We start from the raw sequence: 18,787 nt of genomic DNA on the forward strand, positions 1-18,787 counted from the left end.
GGGCGGCGATCGTTGCGCGAACGGTCGTAGCGGTCGGGGCGGACGTAACGCTCCTGGCGCTCTCCCGTCTGCCCCCCCTTGGACGGTTGACGGGCATCGGAGGATCGGCCGCCGGAGCGGTGACCGGATTGATTCGCGCCATCGCGGCGTTGTGTCGGGCGTGTGCTCATGCGTCGTCACCAAAAAACCACTGCGGATCGGGCGTGCCGTCGGCCGCGGGTGTCACCGTCACGCGGCCATCGGCCACGACCAGACGGTCTTCCACGAACCAGCGCACGGCGCGCGGATAAATGATGTGTTCCAGCGGCAGGATGCGCTCGGCCAGTGTCTCGGGCGTGTCCCCTGCGTGCACCGGCACGACCGCTTGCAGCACGTACGGGCCGTGATCGAGTTCGGCCGTCACGAAATGCACCGTGGCGCCGACAACCTTGCAGCCGGCTTCCAGGGCACGGGCGTGCGTTTGCAGGCCAGGAAAGGCGGGCAGCAGCGACGGGTGGATGTTGATGAGCCGGCCGGCGTAACGTTCGGTAAATTCCGGCGTGAGAATGCGCATGAAGCCGGCGAGCACGACCAGATCGGGCTGGTGACGGTCGATTTCCGCGGCCAGTTCGGCGTCGAATGCCTCGCGGGTCTTGCCGCGGCTGGGCACCACGGCCGTGGCGATACCGTTTTCCTGCGCGAATCCGAGACCGTCGGCCTCGGGGCGATTGGCGATGACAGCGGCCACGCGGGCCGGCCAGCCTTCTGCGGTACAAGCCCGGACGATGGCTTGCATGTTGCTGCCTCGTCCGGAAATCAGGATGACAATGTTCTTCATCGCCGGATTTTATCATTGGCGCGGCGCACCAGACATCCGATCCACGCCGCGATGGCCCCGAAGCGTTTATAATTCAACGTTCTGCGGCGCCGCAATGTCGGATCGGCCGTCCTGCGCATCGGGCCCGGCCCGCCATCGCAGGCCACCGGGTCCCCCACCACTGTGCCGCACGGTTCCTCCACCAACGCTCACTCAACGTCCTGAACTGACGCTTCCTTTATCGTGCGAGTCTTCCGGGGTCTACCCAACGCGCAAAGCAAAGCGCCCTGCGTGCTGACGATCGGCAACTTCGACGGCGTGCACCTGGGCCATCAGGCACTGCTCGCGCGCGTGCGCGCCGCAGCGGCCGCGCGCGGCCTGCCGGTGTGCGTGATGACGTTCGAGCCGCATCCCCGCGAGTACTTCATGCCCGACCGGGCGCCCGCGCGCATCTCGAATCTGCGCGACAAGTTCGAGGCGCTGCGCTCGCAAGGCGTCGACCGTCTGGTGGTGGAACACTTCAACGCGCATTTCGCGGGCCAGTCCCCCGAAGACTTCGTTCGCAACATCATCGTCGACGGCCTGCACACGCGCTGGTTGCTCGTCGGCGACGATTTCCGCTTCGGCGCGAAACGCGCGGGCGACATCGAATATCTGCGTGAGGCCGGTCGCCGCTTCGACTTCGTCGTCGAACAGATGCCGACCATCGCGCACAACGGCGTACGCATTTCCAGCTCGGAAGTGCGCACCGCGCTTGCAGACGGCAACTTCGAGCGCGCCCACGCGTTGCTTGGCCGTCCGTATGCCATTACCGGTCACGTCGTGCATGGCATGAAGCTCGGCCGCAAGCTGGGCTTTCCGACGCTCAACCTGCGCATCGCCCACAAGCATCCGGCCCTCACGGGCATTTTCGTGGTGCAGGTGCACGGTCTGGCGGACAAACCGCTGCCCGCCGTCGCCAGTCTGGGCCTGCGCCCGACGGTGGACGACTCCGGGCGCGTACTGCTCGAAGTGCATTTGCTCGACTTCTCGGGCGATTGCTACGGCAAGCTGGTGCGCGTGGAGTTTTTGCAAAAGCTGCGCGACGAAGCCAAATTCGACGGACTGGCCGAACTCGAAGCCGCCATCGCGCAAGACACGCGCGAGGCCCGCGCCTACTTCGCACACGCCCTCGACGCCAACAGCCCGAGTGCCCGGCGCGACTTCGCCACCTCGGCGACCGACCGAATTAGTTGATCTTCGCCCGCGTGCGCCGGCGCCCAGCGCCTCGCGCGCGGCCCGCGTGCGCCACTGGCACCTGCCCGAGCGTTGCCCCCCCGGCCCACAAGGCCTGACGTTGACGCCACCGGCGCGAGCGCCCTACACCCGACATTCCAAATTCCTAGCGACTCACCATGAGCGAAAAGAAAGCCCCGAGCAAATATCCTGTCAACCTGCTGGACACGCCGTTCCCGATGCGCGGCGATCTGCCCAAGCGCGAGCCTCAGTGGGTCAAGCAATGGCAGGACAAGAAGATCTACGACAAGATCCGCCGCGCAAGCAAAGGCCGTCCGAAGTTCATCCTGCATGACGGCCCGCCGTATGCCAACGGCGACATCCACCTCGGCCACGCGGTCAACAAGATCCTCAAGGACATGATCGTCAAAGCACGCAGCCTGGCGGGATTCGACGCCGCCTATGTGCCGGGCTGGGATTGCCACGGCATGCCGATCGAAATCCAGATCGAAAAGCAGTTCGGCAAGCACCTGCCGGTGCGCGAAGTGCAGGAAAAGGCGCGCGCCTACGCGGCGGAACAGATCGAACGCCAGAAGCCCAACTTCAAGCGTCTGGGCGTGCTCGGCGACTGGGACAATCCGTACAAGACCATGAACTTCTCGAACGAAGCGAACGAGCTTCGTGCGCTCGCGAAGATCATGGAGAACGGCTACGTCTACCGTGGACTGAAGCCGGTGAACTGGTGCTTCGACTGCGGCTCGGCACTCGCCGAAGCGGAAGTCGAGTACAAGGACAAGACCGATCTGGCCATCGATGTCGGCTTTGCCTTCGCCGAGCCGGAGAAAGTCGCAAAGGCCTTCGGCCTGCCGAAGCTGCCGCACGAAGCCGGCCACATCGTCATCTGGACGACCACCCCGTGGACGATCCCGTCGAACCAGGCGCTCAACGTTCACCCGGAAGTCGAATACGCGCTGGTCTCGACCGAGCGCGGTCTGCTGATTCTGGCAAGCGAACGCGTTGAAGACTGCCTGAAGACTTACGGCCTGCACGGCGACATCATCGCCCGCACGAAGGGCGAAGCGCTCTCGCTGATCCGCTTCCGTCATCCGTTGTCGACGGCCGACGCCGGCTACGAGCGCACCTCGCCGGTCTATCTCGGCGACTACGTGACGACCGAGACGGGTACGGGCATCGTCCACTCGGCCCCCGCCTATGGCGTGGAAGACTTCGTGTCGTGCAAGGCGCATGGCATGTCCGACGCGGATATCCGCATGCCGGTGCTGGGCGACGGACGCTATCAGGACAGCCTGCCGCTGTTCGGCGGCCAGTCGATCTGGGACGCCAACCCGCAGATCGTCGAAGCCCTGCGCGAAGCCGGTACGCTGTTCCACTCGTTCAAGTACACGCACAGCTACATGCACTGCTGGCGTCACAAGTCCCCGATCATCTACCGCGCCACCAACCAGTGGTTCGCCGGCATGGACGTGAAGCCGGCCGACGGCGCACCGGGTGAGGGACAGACCCTGCGCGAGATCGCGCTCGCCGGCATCGAGGCCACCGAGTTCTTCCCAGCGTGGGGCAAGCAGCGTCTGCACAACATGATCGCGCACCGCCCGGACTGGACGCTCTCCCGCCAGCGCCAATGGGGCGTGCCGATGGCCTTCTTCGTGCACAGGGAAACCGGTGCGCTGCACCCGCGCACCCCGGAACTGCTCGAAGCGGTGGCCAAGCGCGTGGAAACCGAAGGCATCGAAGCGTGGCAAACGCTCGACCCGGTGGAACTGCTCGGCGACGAGGCCAAGGATTACGTGAAGAACCGCGACACGCTCGACGTGTGGTTCGACTCGGGCACGACGCACTGGCACGTGCTGCGCGGCTCGCACGCGCATGAGCTGGGCTTCCCAGCCGATCTGTATCTGGAAGGCTCGGATCAGCACCGCGGCTGGTTCCATTCGTCGCTGCTCACGGCCTCGATGATCGATGGCCGCCCGCCGTACAAGGCGCTGCTCACGCACGGCTTCACGGTCGACGGTCAGGGCCGCAAGATGTCGAAATCGATCGGCAACACGATTCTGCCGCAAGACATCGCAGACAAGCTCGGCGCCGAAATCATCCGCCTGTGGGTGGCGTCGACCGATTACTCGGGCGAGCTGTCGATCTCGGATGAAATCCTCAAGCGCGTGACCGAAGGGTATCGCCGTATCCGCAACACGCTGCGCTTCCTGCTCTCGAATCTGGCCGATTACGACCACGCGAAGCACGCGCTGCCGGCCGACCAATGGCTGGAAATCGACCGCTACGCCGTGGCATTGGCGCAGTCGCTGCAAACCGAAGTGCTGAGCCACTACGACCGCTACGAATTCCACCCGGTCGTGGCCAAGCTCCAGACGTTCTGCTCGGAGGATCTCGGCGGCTTCTACCTCGACATCCTGAAGGATCGTCTGTACACGAGCGCACCGGACGCCCCGGCACGCCGCGCCGCCCAGAACGCGCTGTACCACATCACGCACGGCCTGCTCAAACTCATGGCGCCGTTCCTGTCGTTCACGGCGGAAGAAGCGTGGCAAGTGTTCCAGCCGGGCAACGACACGATCTTCACCGAGACGTACTACGCTTATCCGGAAGTCGCGGAAGGCACGCGCCTGCTCGAGAAGTGGTATCTGCTGCGCGCGGTGCGCGGCGACGTCACCAAGGCGCTCGAAGAAGCCCGCGCGGCCGAGCAGATCGGCTCGTCGCTGCAAGCGGAAGTGGACGTGCGCGTCTCGGGCCGCAAGTTCGAAGTGCTGGCGAGCCTCGGCGACGATCTGCGCTTCGTGCTGATCACGTCGGCGGCGGCCGTCACGCAGGTTGCCACCGAGGCCGAGGAAGGCGTGCTCGTCACGCCGTCGTCGCATCAGAAGTGCGAGCGTTGCTGGCACTATCGTGAAGACGTGGGGGCAGACGCCGCTCACCCGACCCTTTGCGGGCGCTGCGTGTCGAATCTCTTCGGCAGCGGCGAACACCGGAGCGCGGCATAATGGCAGGCAAAGCAGGCGCTCGTACGGGCGCACGACGTAGCAACAACGGTGGCGCCCGCGGGGGCGCCACGTACGGCCTGGCCCCGTGGCTCGGGATCGCGATCGTTGCAATCCTGCTCGATCAGGTCACCAAGCTCACCATTCTGAAGACGTTCCAGTACGGCGAATTCCGTCCTCTGACCTCGTTCTTCAATCTGGTGCTGGTGTACAACAAGGGCGCGGCGTTCAACTTTCTGGCGACCGCAGGCGGCTGGCAGCGCTGGTTCTTCACGCTGCTCGGCATCGTCGCGGCAACGGTCATCATCTGGCTGCTCAAGCGTCATAACGGCCAGAAGATGTTCTGTCTGTCGCTCTCGCTGATTCTCGGCGGCGCGCTGGGCAACGTGATCGATCGCGTGATTTATGGTCATGTGGTGGACTTTCTGGACTTTCACGTCGGCGGCTGGCACTGGCCGGCGTTCAACGTGGCCGACTCGGCCATTTGCGTGGGCGCAGTGCTGCTGGTGATCGACGAGTTGCGACGCGTGCGGCGCGGCAAGTAGTGCACCTGGCATAGGCACCGCAGCGTCTGCGGTGCGATTCGCTCACGCTGCCACGGCACGTGTTGCGGATTCGAAGCAAACACCGTCGCGGCGCCCCGGAGGCGCCGCGCGGCACTTTGGAGGAGGCATTTCCCTATGGAACGCGGTGAACTTGCGGGCAAAACCATCGTTCTCGGCCTGACGGGCGGCATCGCCTGCTACAAGTCGGCCGAACTCGCCCGGCTGCTCATCAAGGCCGGCGCAACGGTGCAGGTCGTCATGACCGAAGCCGCCACGCAATTCATCACGCCGCTCACGATGCAGGCGCTCTCGGGGCGCCCGGTCTTCACCAGCCAGTGGGACAACCGCGTCGATAACAACATGGCGCACATCGACCTCTCGCGCGAGGCCGACGCCATTATCGTCGCGCCCGCCTCCACCGACTTCCTCGCCAAGCTTGCGCACGGCATGGCCGACGATCTGCTCTCGACGCTGTGTGTGGCGCGCGACTGCCCGCTGCTGGTCGCGCCGGCGATGAATCGCCAGATGTGGGCCAACCCGGCAACCCAGCGCAATGCCGTGACACTGCGCGGCGATGGCGTCACGATTCTCGGTCCCGGCAGCGGCGATCAGGCATGTGGCGAAATCGGCGACGGACGCATGCTCGAACCGGAAGACCTGTTCGAGGCACTCGTCGGTTTCTTTCAACCGAAACGCCTTGCCGGACGCCGCGTGCTGATCACCGCCGGCCCGACCTTCGAACCCATCGATCCGGTGCGCGGCCTGACCAACCTGTCCAGCGGCAAGATGGGCTTCGCGCTCGCGCGTGCCGCCGCGCAGGCGGGCGCCGACGTGCATCTGATCGCCGGCCCGACCACGCTGGCGACGCCCTACGGTGTCACGCGCAGCAACGTGCAAACGGCGCAGCAGATGTACGACGCCGTGATGGCCGACGTGGCGCATCGCGACCTCTTCATCGCCGTGGCCGCCGTGGCCGACTGGCGTGTGCGCGAAGTGGCGCACGACAAGATCAAGAAGACTGGCGATGCCGATGTGCCGACGCTCGAATTCGTCCAGAACCCCGACATTCTCGCGGCGGTGGCGCAGTTGCCGAAGCCGCCGTATTGTGTGGGCTTCGCCGCCGAATCGGGCGATCTGGAAACGCACGGCGCGCAAAAGCGCAAACGCAAGCAGGTGCCGCTGCTCGTCGGCAATCTCGGTCCCGCCACGTTCGGGCAGGACGACAACGAAGTCATTCTCTTCGACGACGCCGGGCAGAAACGCCTGCCGCGCGCCGACAAGCAGTCGCTCGCGCGCAGCCTGATCGCCGAAATCGCCGCGCGCCTGCCCTCGCGCACGCCCGATTGACGCGCGCACCATCGCACCGCTCTCCCGCTTTTCCGTCTGTCATCGTCGTTGTCCGGCGACGCTGGCAGACTGCCGGGAACGTCCGGCTCACGGCTTTACCGAATCAGCGCATCACGGCACCACAGCATCACGGCATCAGGACCTGACGCCTTCAGCATTTCGGCCCTCGGGCCATTGCACACGATAACAATCAAAATGACGCAACCTCCCACGACCGCGCGGCCGGTTGTCAGTGTCTACGGAACACTGAGCATGCTCGCCGCGATCATGTTCTTCGGCTTCATGACGATCGGCATGCCGCTGCCCGTGCTGCCGGTCTACGTCCATGAAACGCTCGGCTACGGCTCGTTCGTTGTCGGTGTGACCATCGGCATTCAGTCGGTCGTCACGCTGCTGTTGCGCTCTTACGCCGGACGCACGGTCGACACCCGTGGCCCGCGCCGCGCGGTGCTCACCGGCCTGTGCGGGTGCGCCGCAGCGGGCGTGCTGTATCTCGTCGCGTCGATCGTGCCGGACCCCGCGCTCGCGCTGGGCATCCTCATCGCCGGACGCGTGATGCTGGGCTTCGGCGAGAGCCTGATCCTGACCGGTGGCATGTCGTGGGGCATCGGTCTGCTGGGTGCGGCTCACGCGAGCAAGGCCATTTCGTGGCAAGGGGTGTCGATGTACACGGCGCTCGCCATCGGCGCGCCGTTCGGGGCTTACCTGCTACAGGCGGCGGGCTTCACCGTGGTCTCTCTCGTGAATATCGCCCTGCCCGCCGTCGCGTTCCTCATCGCGCTGCGTCTGCCGGCCGCCGCCCCTGTCGGTGGGCACCGCCTGCCGTTCCTGCGCGTCGTGGGCCTCGTGTGGCGTCCGGGTCTGGCCATGACGCTGGGGAGTATCGGCTACGCTGTCATCGCCGCGTTCATCACGCTGTACTATGCGAGCCACGCTTGGTCCGGGGCCGCCTACGCGCTGACGCTCTACAGCGCCTGCTTTATCGGCATGCGCATTCTGCTAGCGCACGCGGTCGATCGCTTCGGCGGACGCCGCGTCGCCATGGGCTCGCTCGTGTTCAGTGCCCTCGGCCAGTTCCTGCTGTGGGGTGCGGTGAGCCCGAATATGGCCCTCCTGGGGGCAGGGCTGACGGGGGTGGGCTTCTCGCTGGTCTTCCCCGCCTTGGGCGTGGAAGCCTTGCGACAGGTGCCGCCGCAAAATCGTGGTGCGGCGCTGGCGGCTTACTCGGCGTTCTTCGATCTGGCCCTCGGCCTGATCGGGCCGATGGCCGGCCTTGTCGCCAACTATTTCGGCTATGCCTCGATCTTCCTGTGCGGCGCACTCGGCGGGATCGTGGCGATTGTGATGATTGCGCGCCTGCCGCATGCAGGCCCCGGCACGGCACCGGTGGACGCGTCCGCCGGGAGCGGTCACTGATTTTCACGACTAGGTGTCGACGTGCGGGTGCCGTCGACCTGGAGCATCGAACTCATGACACCAACGACTTCTGCACGTATCAAGCTGTCGATCCTCGACCAGACACCTGTGATTCACGGCCATAGCGTGGCGGATGCCATCGCGGCGACCGTCGAACTGGCACAAGCCGCCGACGACCTCGGCTACACACGCTACTGGTGCGCCGAGCATCATGGCCTGCGCGGTGTTGCAAACCCGGCGCCGGAAGTCATGATCGCGCGGCTGGCCAGCGTGACGAAGCGCCTTCGGGTCGGCTCCGGCGGTGTCATGCTGCCGTACTACAGCCCGTTCAAGCTGGCCGAACAATTTCTGATGCTGGAGGCGCTGTTCCCGAATCGAATCGACCTGGGTGTAGGACGCGCGCCCGGTGGCGACATGCGCACGGCGCGCGCCGTCGCGAAAGGGCCTTACGATGCAGGCGAGAACTTCCCGCAACAGGTCGCCGAGCTGGCGGGCTTGTTCGGCGGCACACTGGCCGACGATCATCCTTACCGTGGGGTACTGCTGCAACCGGCGATAGAAACGCGCCCCGAGTTGTGGGTGCTCGGATCGAGCGAATTCGGCGGCCTGCTCGCCGCACAGCTTGGCCTGCGATACTGCTTCGCGCACTTCATCAACGCGCACTACGGCCATCGCGTGACACAGGCGTATCGCGAACGCTTCACGCCGGGACAACTTGAAAAACCCTACTGCTCAGTGGCGCTCTTTGTCATCTGCGCCGATACCGACGCAGAGGCCGAAGCACTGGAAGCCGGTGTCGATCTGCGTCGCGTGCAGATGGCGTACGGCATGAACGAGCCGATTCCGAGCATCGAACAGGGTGCCGAAGCGAAACCGCAATATCGTGACCGGGAGTTGTCCGTCATCGCGCGTGAGAAGCCGCGTAGTATCATCGGCACCCCGGAGCGCGTCACCGCGCGCGTGATGGAATTGCAGGAACAGTTCGAGGCCGACGAGATCGTCGTGTTGACCGTGGCCGGTAGCTACCGTGCCCGCCTGCGTTCTCACGAATTACTCGCGCAAGCGTTCTCGCTGCGCGCGCCCGATGGCGATTGAGCGCCCTCTGAGCGCGCCGCCTCCCCGAACGAATTTTCGACCGATTACGCCTTTTCCAACGCCATAACGCCATGAAACTCGACGTCAAGATTCTCGACGAACGCCTGCGCTCGCAGTTGCCCGCCTATGCCACGCCGGGCAGCGCCGGGCTTGATCTGCGTGCCTGCCTCGACGCGCCGCTGACCATCGCCCCCGGACAGACCGTGCTCGTGCCCACCGGGCTGGCGATCCATCTGGCCGATTCGGGCTATGCCGCGCTGATTCTCCCTCGCTCGGGCCTCGGCCATAAGCATGGCATCGTGCTTGGCAATCTGGTCGGGCTGATCGACTCGGATTACCAAGGCCAGTTGATGGTCTCGACCTGGAACCGCGGCAACGAGCCCTTCGTGCTCAATCCGTTCGAGCGTCTGGCGCAACTCGTGATCGTGCCGGTCGTACAGGCCGAATTCAATATCGTGGATGAATTTCCCGAGAGCGATCGCGGTGCCGGTGGCTTCGGCAGCACCGGCAAGCACTGACGTCACGCCGCTGCGTCAACCGCACGCCGTCACAAAAAGAAAAGCGCCGCATGAAGCGGCGCTTTTTTTGCTGCAAATAGCGTTGAGGATTACTCGACTTCGGCAGCTTCCGGCTGTGCACGGGTGTTGCCGTCCTCGGGGAAGGACAGTTGCACCTGATCGTGCTCGTCCAGATCCACCGTGACCCGGCCACCGCTGGTCAGACGCCCGAACAGCAATTCGTCGGCCAGTGCGCGACGGATCGTGTCCTGAATCAGACGCTGCATCGGACGCGCCCCCATGAGCGGATCGAAGCCCTTCTTCGCGAGGAAAGCCCGCAGCTTGTCGCTGAAGACCACTTCGACCTTCTTCTCGTGCAGTTGGTCCTCCAACTGGATGAGGAACTTGTCGACCACGCGCAGGATGATCTGCTCATCGAGCGGCTTGAAGCTGATGATCGCGTCCAGACGGTTACGGAACTCCGGCGTGAACATGCGCTTGATATCGGCCATTTCGTCGCCGGCCTGACGCTCGTTCGTGAAGCCGATGCTCGCCCGGTTGATCGTCTCGGCGCCCGCGTTGGTCGTCATGATGATGATGACGTTGCGGAAATCTGCCTTGCGACCATTGTTGTCCGTCAGCGTGCCGTGATCCATCACCTGAAGCAGCACGTTGAAGATGTCCGGATGCGCCTTCTCGATTTCGTCGAGCAACAGCACGCAGTGCGGCTTCTTCGTGATCGCCTCGGTCAGCAAGCCGCCCTGATCGAAACCGACATAGCCCGGCGGCGCGCCAATCAAACGGCTCACCGCGTGACGCTCCATGTACTCCGACATGTCGAAGCGAATCAGTTCGATGCCCAGCGTGAACGCGAGTTGCTTGGCGACTTCGGTCTTGCCCACACCGGTCGGACCCGAGAACAGGAAGGCGCCGATCGGCTTATCCGTCTTGCCCAGCCCGGCACGCGACATCTTGATCGCGGCGGACAAGGCGTCGATGGCCGGGTCCTGACCGAACACCACGCTCTTCAGGTCGCGGTCGAGCGTCTGGAGCTTGCCGCGGTCATCCGCCGACACGCTCTGCGCCGGAATACGCGCAATCTTCGAGACGATCTCTTCGATCTCGCCCTTGCCGATCGTCTTCTTCTGCTTGGACTTCGGCAGAATGCGCTGAGCGGCACCGGCTTCGTCGATCACGTCGATGGCCTTGTCAGGCAGGTGACGGTCGGTAATGAACTTGGCGGACAACTCGGCAGCCGCCGAAAGCGCACTCGACGAGTACTTCACGCCGTGGTGCTCTTCGAAACGCGACTTCAGCCCACGCAGAATCTGCACGGTCTGTTCGACGGTCGGCTCGTTCACGTCGATCTTCTGGAAACGGCGCGACAGTGCCGCGTCCTTTTCGAAGATGCCGCGATATTCGGTAAAGGTCGTCGCACCGATGCACTTGAGCTGCCCGGACGACAACGCCGGCTTGAGCAGGTTCGAGGCATCGAGCGTGCCGCCCGATGCAGCGCCCGCACCGATCAGCGTGTGAATTTCGTCGATGAACAGGATCGCATTGTTGCGCTCCTTGAGTTCCTTGAGCACGGCCTTCAGGCGTTGCTCGAAGTCACCGCGATACTTGGTGCCGGCGAGCAGCGCGCCCATGTCCAGCGAGTAGACGGTGGCGTCCTGCAGAATCTCGGGCACTTCGCCGCGCGTCACGCGCCAGGCGAGGCCCTCGGCGATGGCCGTCTTGCCTACACCGGCTTCGCCGACGAGCAGCGGATTATTCTTGCGGCGGCGGCACAGTACCTGCACCACGCGCTCGACTTCCGGTTCGCGGCCGATGAGCGGATCGATCTTGCCGTCGCGCGCCATCTGGTTAAGGTTCTGGGTGTACTGCGCGAGCGGGCTTTCCTTGGTGTTGGCGCCCTCTTCACCCTCGGCACTCCCTTCGCCGGCTTTGGCCGACTCGCCGGACGCGCCGGTCTTGGTAATGCCGTGGGAGATGAAATTGACGACGTCCAGACGCGTCACGCCCTGCTGTTGCAGGTAGTAGACGGCATGGGAGTCCTTTTCACCGAAGATGGCGACCAGCACGTTCGCACCCGTGACTTCCTTCTTACCGTTGGAAGTGGATTGCACGTGCATGATGGCGCGTTGAATCACGCGCTGGAAACCAAGCGTGGGCTGTGTGTCGACCTCATCGCTACCCGGCACCGTCGGCGTATTGTCGGCGATGAAGTTGCGCAGGTTCTGCCGCAAATCGTCGAGATTTGCCGCGCAGGCGCGCAACACTTCGGCAGCGGTCGGGTTATCCAAGAGGGCAAGCAACAGGTGCTCGACCGTAATGAATTCGTGTCGTGCCTGGCGCGCTTCCATAAACGCCATGTGCAGGCTGACTTCCAATTCCTGGGCAATCATGCTTCCTCCATCACGCACTGCAGCGGGTGCCCGGACTGCCTTGCATGGCTAACAACTTGCTCAACTTTGGTCGCCGCGACGTCGCGCGTAAAGACCCCACAAACTCCCCTGCCCTCACGGTGAACCTTGAGCATGATCTGCGTTGCAGACTCCCGGTCCTTATTAAAATATTCCTGAATGACCATCACCACGAATTCCATCGGGGTGAAATCGTCATTCAACAGTACCACCTTGTACATCGATGGCGGCTTGAGCTGCTGCTCTTGCCGCTCCTGTACGGTGTCGTCATGCGTTGTCGGTAAGGTTGCCATACGTGGATTCTAAACAACTCCCGGGCGCAGGAAGCAATCGGAGCCCCTATTGCCGCCTGCCGTCCGGTAGTCCACCGGAATGCCAACACTCGCCGATCGGCGCGCGCGTTGTCCAGCAAGGCGCCGCAGCCCCGACCATCGGGGGTGCCACACCCATATGAGTCAGCTTAACCCAAATTTCAAGGGCGTGTCTCTGCACGCTATATACACGCCCAGGCATAAGGGTAAAACCTGATCGAACACAACTTCTATCGTTCAAAAAGGGCTTGACACTATTGGCAGTTAGCGAAAACAATCATCGTGGCGCTTTTCCTCTATAAGTGTTTTAAAAGAAAAGATGCCTGGGTGAGCCTAAGAAGCCGCCGCCAGCCGGCGGGTTTTTCAGATGTGCTCGTTGTTGCGGTGATATGTAGTAGTCGTAATTGTTTAGGGGAAGTTTGTATGGCAACCGGTACGGTCAAATGGTTTAACGACGCCAAGGGTTTTGGTTTCATCACGCCGGATGAGGGTGGCGAAGATCTGTTCGCTCACTTCTCGGCGATCCAGATGAATGGTTTCAAGACCCTCAAGGAAGGTCAGAAGGTGCAGTTCGAGGTCGTCCAAGGCCCGAAGGGCAAGCAGGCTTCGAACATCCAGGCGGCTGCCTGAGAGTAGCGCCGTTCGATGCATTAGAAACCCGGCTTCGGCCGGGTTTTTTATTGCATCGCAACAATGCACGCACCATGGTGAAACATTTTGGATCCGTTTTTGGATGCAAAATAGAACGCAACTTTCCGCTCCGCCCCCTGAACTTCTCGAAATTTAACTGCGTTTAATCTCTTATAAATTTTCATTAACCGCAATATTCCACTCCGTTATTAAAATAATGCCCGGCACTCCTGAGTTGCGGAAATCAATTACGCAATTCGCCGGACCGACTAAGTATTCCTACGCAGTCGCATGCTCAACCGGTTTCATGAAGTCATACACCGGGCACCGCGAAGAAATCGTCTTTATAACGACACCCAAAGCGAAACCGGCAGCGGCCGGGGGCACGGCAAGACTGACCGTTTGTTTCACATATGGCACAAATGATCCAGCCGAATCCTCCTGCCCGGACACGCATCAGGCCGCCCCCACAGACGGCCGCCTCCCGTCGTGCAAATGCGACGGGCCGCCCGCAGGCGCCCCGTTTGGACGGCTTCCACTAATGTGGACACGACGCCAGCCCAGCGACGGCAGTCCCGTCAGCCCAGATCGACGTAGACCTTGTCGGCCTCGATCCGAATCGGATAGGTTTTCACGGCCTCAGTGAGCGGCGCGCACATGGCTGCGCCGGTCCGCACGTCGAATTTCCCTTGATGCAGCGGGCACTCGATCTCATGCCCCTCCAGAAACCCATCACACAGACGCGCGTTTCCGTGAGTGCACACGTTATCGGTTGCGAACACTTCGCCGTCTACCCCGTACAGGGCAACGTCCCGCCCCGCCACGATCACGCCGATCACATCGTCCTCGGGAATCGCGTCACGCGACGCCGCCTCGATCCAGTTACCGCTCATGATGTTCCTCGCTTCAAATGGGGTAGATCAGCGAGTTAGGAATCATCTCGCTGTCAAATATGCATTGGCGCGACGCGAACTTCCATCCGTCGCCGGTTCGTTTGAGCACATCCAGATAGCGCCCGACCGACAGGATGTCGGTGAGTTGATCCGGCTTCGTGCGAAACACCGCGTAGTTGGCTTCGACGCGCAGCGTGTCGTCATCAAGCTGCCGGATGGCGGGCAGTCCGATCACGTGACGCTGGTAGTACGGGTCGTGAAACAGCGTGTCGCGAATGCCGTAGATGCGATCGCGCAGCATCCCCTTGCTCTCGAACGACAGCGTGGCCAGCGGCAACCCCATGTCGAAGTTCTCGCGCGGCTGAATGCGGTACACGCAGTCGTCGAGAAAGAAGTCGGGCCAGGCATCCCATTGCTGCGCATCGAGCGCCGCCGCATAGGCGGCATTGAGTTCGATCACGGCCTGAAACGTTGCAAAGTCCACCATCGTGTCGCCTCCTCAAACGCCCATGACGCGGCGCCAATAGGCGTACATGCCGCGAATCAGGGTTTCCGTGACCATGTGGTCGGTGTTCTCCACACCGGTGCCGCCCAATTCGGCGATCGCGCGATGCCATGGCTTTTGCGCGAAGCCCTCCTGCGAGCACTCGATCGCCTCGCCGTCGTCGGCCGACACGAAGCCGGCCGGCCCGAACAGATTTGCCTGACGCAAACGGCGCTGCGTCATTTCCTCGGTGTCGTCTTCGAAGCCGAAATGCGTCCAGACGAAATCGAATGCATCGGGTCCGCGCGGCTGGATATGACGCGTCGACACCGAGTTGACCTGCTGTTGCAGGATCACGCCGGGAAAGAGTGTCATGAGCACTGCCGTCGGCCCCTTCCACCAGTCTTCCTGCACGATGTCGAGAAAGCGCATGTCGTTGAGCGACATCGACGCCTTGAAGCTCGACACCCCCGATGTCACCTCGCCGCCACCGCCCTGCCCGCGCGTGGAGATCATTGCGGCGTGCCGTCCGTGTTCGTCCATCACCAAACGCGACTTGTTATCCGCACGCCACAAGCCGAACGTCACAAACCATGTGTGCAGAAGGCCCGGGTGATACGGATCTTTGATGTTCTCCTGCATCAGCTTCCAGTTCCCCGGAATTCGCTGCTTGTTGTAGCCGAGGAGTTTCAGCTTCCTGCCATCGAACAGACGGTCGAAGTACGCGCAGATATCCGGGCCGAGAAAATCTTCGAGCGATTCCACGTCGTGATCGAACGACGCGAAAATCACGCCACCACGCGTGGCGACCTTCAGTTTGGTAAGGCCGTGATCTTCCGGCCTGAAGTCCTTCGGCATGCCGCCGTTGACCTTGCCGTCCTGCTTCACGCCGCGCCGGAACGGCACACCTTGCAGATTGCCCTTCAGGTCGTAGTTCCACTGGTGATACGGACAATGAAAGTCCGTGCGATTACCCCGTTTTTCGCGGCAGAACTTCATACCGCGATGCGCACAGATGTTTTCCACGACGTTGACCTCACCCGACGCGTCGCGCGTCACGATGACGGAGCGCTCGCCAATCACCGTGCGTTTGAAATCGCCCGGATTCGGCACTTCGGCTTCCAGAGCAACGTAGTTCCAGTGATTGCGATAGAAGCACTCGTCCAGCTCGCGCCGATAGAGTTGCGCGTCGGTGTAGACGCGAAAGGGAATGCGGCTCGAGCCCTCGGCAGGCCAGAGATCCGAAGGCTCAGCGCCGGCGGACTGCGCCGGGTCGAACCCGGTCTGCGGTGTTGTACTCACGATCGTCTCCTGAGGGGGATGCGGGGAATGCGGGCAATACAAGGGAACGGGAGGCACATGAACCTGCGGGAAATGCCCGCTCCGTCATGCCACCTTCGCGTAGAACGCGTCGGCATAGATATGTGCACCATCGATGCCGCGCTTGCGCAGAAGCCGCGTGGCGGCGTCGACCATCGGTGGTGCACCGCAGAGGTACGCACGCCAGCCGGCCAGCGCATCGGGTGCGGTGTAGTCGGCCGCGAGCGCGTCGGTGACATGCCCCAGACGGAACGCGTGATCCGCTTGCCCCGGCGTACCGGTAGTCGTCACGACATGCAGACGAATGCCGTCGTGTTGCGACGCGAGTTCATGCAGCCACGCGAGGCCGTACACGTCTGCCAGCGAGCGCGCACCGACATAGATTTCGATGCGGTTGGTCATGCCACGCGCGAGCGCGCCACGCACGATCGACAGCACAGGCGCAAGCCCGGTGCCCCCGGCAACGCAGAGCATCGGGCCGTCGTGACGCGTACGCAGATACGAAGTCCCAAGCGGCCCCGACACCCGCACGGCATCGCCCACCTTGAGTTGCTCGTCTACGTAGCCGGTGACGGCACCGCCAGGCACCCGGCGAATGTGGAATTCGAGCGTGTCGTCGGCGTCGAGTCCGGCCATCGAGTAAGGGCGGATATGCGCGGGCGTGAATTGCAGCGTGGCGTACTGACCGGGCGAGAAACTGAGCGGCTTCGCGGGCTTGAGCACCAGACGCCTGATGTCGTGCGTCAGCGGTTCGACGGCGAGCACCGTCGCCTTGAGGATCCTGGCGGGATGCACGACGACTTCGTCCACCTCCGGCAACTCGATCTCGCAATCGCCATGCAAGGTGGACTGACAAGCCAGCACATACCGCGCCGGGTCCGCATTGTCGTCGTGGTGACGGTATTCAACGCCTTTGGCTTCCTGCACGTCCCCCGAGATCACCCGGCAGCGGCAAGTGCCGCAGCGCCCGGACAAACAACTGTACGAAATCGGGATCTGACGATCGGTAAGCGCTTTCAGCAGGTTGTCGCCGGGCGCGACGTCAAGGCGCTCGCCAAGCGGCTGCACGTGTACTTGCATGGGGATTGTCTCCGTTATGACAGCGCTCGCCGGGCGCCGCATCTGGCGTTCAAACGCCGTTTTCAGGAAGCATCGCGCAACCCGCGATATAAGCCAATAGAATCTCGTTTATATCGCCCATAAATTTCAGTGATTTCACTGCTCGCCGAGACATGTCGCCCCATGGACCTGCATTCCGTCGACCTGAACCTGCTGGTGGTCTTCCAGCATCTGTACAACGCGAGACGCGTTTCCCGCGTCGCGGAAGCCCTTGGCGTTACGCAACCTGCGGTCAGCAATTCGCTCGCGCGGCTACGCAAGTTGTTCAACGACGAGCTATTCATCCGTACTTCGCGGGGCATGCTGCCAACGCCGATGGCGATCGAACTGGCCGCTCCGGTGGCAACCGCGCTGGACGCGTTGCATGGTGTCTTCAACCGCCAGCCAGCCTTCGATCCGGCAACGAGTCAGCGCGCGTTTCAGATCGCCATGACGGACATCGGCGAAGTGCACTTTCTGCCGAAGCTCATGCACGCGCTCGGTGAGCGGGCGCCTGGCATCACGGTCAGCACGGTGCGCAACACGGCCGTCAATTTGCGCGAAGAGATGGCGGCAGGTCAGGTGGATCTCGCCGTGGGGCATCTGCCCGATCTCACGGCCGAGTTCTTCCAGCGGCGCCTGTTCCGGCAGAAGTATGTGTGTATGTTTCGTCCGGGGCATCCGCTCGACAAACCGAAAAGGACACGCATGGCGCGGGAGGATTTCGAGCGGGCGGAACAGGTCATGGTGATCGCCGCTGGTACGGGGCACGGGCAGGTCGACGACCTCATGGCGCGCGCCCACGTGCAACGCAACATCCGGCTGCGCGTGCCGCATTTCGTCGCGCTCGCCGACATCCTGCATGCCACGGATCTCATCGCGACCGTCACGGAAAAGTTCGCGCAGCGCAGCGCGCGGCACTTCGGCTTGCGTTACGTCGACCATCCGCTGGATTTGCCGGAAGTGCAGATCAACCTGCTCTGGCATGCACGCTATCACCAGGAACCGGCGAGTCAGTGGATGCGTACGCTGCTATTCGATCTGTTTTCGGAGTGACGTATGGAAAACACGCGAGAAGCCTGGCACGCTGACCTAGCGCATCCGCTCCTTGCGTTGCATGCACGCATGCACTGTAATAAAAGCGTCGTGCCGATGGTTGGTAGAGGCCAAGAGAAGAGGTCTACGTGTCGGCCGCAGAGGGGGTGGGAGGTCCACCATGGACACCACAGGAATGACGTTGCGCACGATGGCGTTCATCGCGTGCGTGTTGAGCGCGAGCGCGGTGCAGGCGCAAGCGGCATACCCTCCGCCAACCCTTGAGGTCAGCGTTGCCGTTGGCCAGAAGATCGCGATCTGGATACAGCCCAACTACAGCGTGCTGTGCCGCTCTCTTGGCCAGCCGACATTCCAACTCGATTCGACACCAACGCTCGGTGAAGTCTTGCCGGAATGGGTCGACTACACGGTGCCCGACGGGCGGCGTTGCGAGACCATGCGTTTTCCCGGCCTGATCGTCTGGTATCAGGCTGGGCAGGTGCCAGGCACGGACGTCGTTGTCTGGACCGTCGGATTCCCGCGTGAATTCACCAGCCGTGTGCCCAGCTCGGGTGATCATCGCGTAACTACCACCATCGTCGTGCGATAGCGGGCAGCCCCTCTCAGGGTGACAATAAAAAAACCCGGCAAGCATCGCTACACCG

The 18,787-nt window shown here is 62.9% G+C and carries 17 protein-coding genes; 10 read left to right on the top strand and 7 right to left on the bottom strand.

Going from position 1 to position 18,787, the window contains the following annotated elements:
• Positions 1 to 166 precede the first annotated feature (166 nt).
• Positions 167 to 817: a phosphoribosylglycinamide formyltransferase gene (gene purN, locus C266_RS15930; RefSeq protein ID WP_010807109.1), complete on the bottom strand. Its 651-nt coding sequence runs from the start codon at positions 815 to 817 to the stop codon at positions 167 to 169.
• A 222-nt stretch (positions 818 to 1,039) separates the two neighbouring features.
• Between purN and C266_RS15935 the strand changes: the two genes are divergently transcribed.
• The 7 genes from C266_RS15935 (at position 1,040) to dut (ending at position 9,946) form a co-directional block, all read left to right on the top strand.
• Positions 1,040 to 2,032, top strand: a complete 993-nt coding sequence (locus C266_RS15935) for a bifunctional riboflavin kinase/FAD synthetase (RefSeq protein WP_036663243.1) — start codon at positions 1,040 to 1,042, stop codon at positions 2,030 to 2,032.
• A 158-nt stretch (positions 2,033 to 2,190) separates the two neighbouring features.
• Positions 2,191 to 5,028 carry an isoleucine--tRNA ligase gene (gene ileS, locus C266_RS15940; RefSeq protein WP_010807111.1) on the top strand — a complete coding sequence of 946 codons (2,838 nt, stop codon included), beginning with the start codon at positions 2,191 to 2,193 and terminating at the stop codon, positions 5,026 to 5,028.
• Complete coding sequence (gene lspA / locus C266_RS15945) at positions 5,028 to 5,570, top strand: signal peptidase II (RefSeq protein ID WP_010807112.1); 543 nt, start codon at positions 5,028 to 5,030, stop codon at positions 5,568 to 5,570. The genes ileS and lspA overlap by 1 nt, the downstream gene beginning before the upstream one ends.
• Positions 5,571 to 5,705: 135 nt before the next feature.
• The gene (gene coaBC, locus C266_RS15950) at positions 5,706 to 6,917 is read left to right on the top strand and encodes a bifunctional phosphopantothenoylcysteine decarboxylase/phosphopantothenate--cysteine ligase CoaBC (protein WP_010807113.1); all 1,212 of its coding nucleotides are present in this window, start codon (positions 5,706 to 5,708) and stop codon (positions 6,915 to 6,917) included.
• 195 nt (positions 6,918 to 7,112) lie between these two features.
• Positions 7,113 to 8,333 carry an MFS transporter gene (locus tag C266_RS15955; protein ID WP_081636307.1) on the top strand — a complete coding sequence of 407 codons (1,221 nt, stop codon included), beginning with the start codon at positions 7,113 to 7,115 and terminating at the stop codon, positions 8,331 to 8,333.
• A gap of 54 nt (positions 8,334 to 8,387) precedes the next feature.
• Entirely contained in the window at positions 8,388 to 9,428 is a 1,041-nt protein-coding gene (locus C266_RS15960; protein ID WP_010807115.1) for an LLM class flavin-dependent oxidoreductase, read from the top strand.
• Between the two features lie 71 nt (positions 9,429 to 9,499).
• The gene (gene dut, locus C266_RS15965; protein ID WP_010807116.1) at positions 9,500 to 9,946 is read left to right on the top strand and encodes a dUTP diphosphatase; all 447 of its coding nucleotides are present in this window, start codon (positions 9,500 to 9,502) and stop codon (positions 9,944 to 9,946) included.
• Positions 9,947 to 10,035: 89 nt separating this feature from the next.
• On the opposite strand, the gene clpA is transcribed toward dut, so the two are convergent.
• The gene (clpA, locus tag C266_RS15970) at positions 10,036 to 12,333 is read right to left on the bottom strand and encodes an ATP-dependent Clp protease ATP-binding subunit ClpA (protein ID WP_010807117.1); all 2,298 of its coding nucleotides are present in this window, start codon (positions 12,331 to 12,333) and stop codon (positions 10,036 to 10,038) included.
• Complete coding sequence (gene clpS / locus C266_RS15975) at positions 12,330 to 12,644, bottom strand: ATP-dependent Clp protease adapter ClpS (protein ID WP_010807118.1); 315 nt, start codon at positions 12,642 to 12,644, stop codon at positions 12,330 to 12,332. Before clpS ends, clpA begins: the two co-directional genes overlap by 4 nt.
• Positions 12,645 to 13,085: 441 nt before the next feature.
• Between clpS and cspD the strand changes: the two genes are divergently transcribed.
• The gene (gene cspD / locus C266_RS15980) at positions 13,086 to 13,292 is read left to right on the top strand and encodes a cold shock domain-containing protein CspD (protein ID WP_010807119.1); all 207 of its coding nucleotides are present in this window, start codon (positions 13,086 to 13,088) and stop codon (positions 13,290 to 13,292) included.
• A 578-nt stretch (positions 13,293 to 13,870) separates the two neighbouring features.
• Here the strand turns inward: cspD and C266_RS15985 are convergent.
• The 4 genes from C266_RS15985 to C266_RS16000 form a co-directional block, all read right to left on the bottom strand.
• Positions 13,871 to 14,185 (bottom strand): non-heme iron oxygenase ferredoxin subunit, encoded by a 315-nt coding sequence (locus tag C266_RS15985; RefSeq protein ID WP_010807120.1) that lies wholly within the window; start codon positions 14,183 to 14,185, stop codon positions 13,871 to 13,873.
• 13 nt (positions 14,186 to 14,198) lie between these two features.
• Entirely contained in the window at positions 14,199 to 14,672 is a 474-nt protein-coding gene (locus tag C266_RS15990; protein WP_010807121.1) for an aromatic-ring-hydroxylating dioxygenase subunit beta, read from the bottom strand.
• A 12-nt stretch (positions 14,673 to 14,684) separates the two neighbouring features.
• Positions 14,685 to 15,881: an aromatic ring-hydroxylating dioxygenase subunit alpha gene (locus C266_RS15995; protein WP_051126368.1), complete on the bottom strand. Its 1,197-nt coding sequence runs from the start codon at positions 15,879 to 15,881 to the stop codon at positions 14,685 to 14,687.
• 174 nt (positions 15,882 to 16,055) lie between these two features.
• The gene (locus C266_RS16000; protein WP_010807123.1) at positions 16,056 to 17,069 is read right to left on the bottom strand and encodes a 2Fe-2S iron-sulfur cluster-binding protein; all 1,014 of its coding nucleotides are present in this window, start codon (positions 17,067 to 17,069) and stop codon (positions 16,056 to 16,058) included.
• Positions 17,070 to 17,231: 162 nt separating this feature from the next.
• Between C266_RS16000 and C266_RS16005 the strand changes: the two genes are divergently transcribed.
• A complete protein-coding gene (locus C266_RS16005; protein WP_010807124.1) occupies positions 17,232 to 18,143 on the top strand; it encodes a LysR family transcriptional regulator in 912 nt (303 codons plus the stop codon).
• 160 nt (positions 18,144 to 18,303) lie between these two features.
• Complete coding sequence (locus C266_RS16010; RefSeq protein ID WP_144265843.1) at positions 18,304 to 18,732, top strand: hypothetical protein; 429 nt, start codon at positions 18,304 to 18,306, stop codon at positions 18,730 to 18,732.
• Positions 18,733 to 18,787 lie beyond the last annotated feature (55 nt).

The organism is Pandoraea sp. SD6-2, from assembly GCF_000389825.1.
Lineage (GTDB): Bacteria > Pseudomonadota > Gammaproteobacteria > Burkholderiales > Burkholderiaceae > Pandoraea > Pandoraea communis.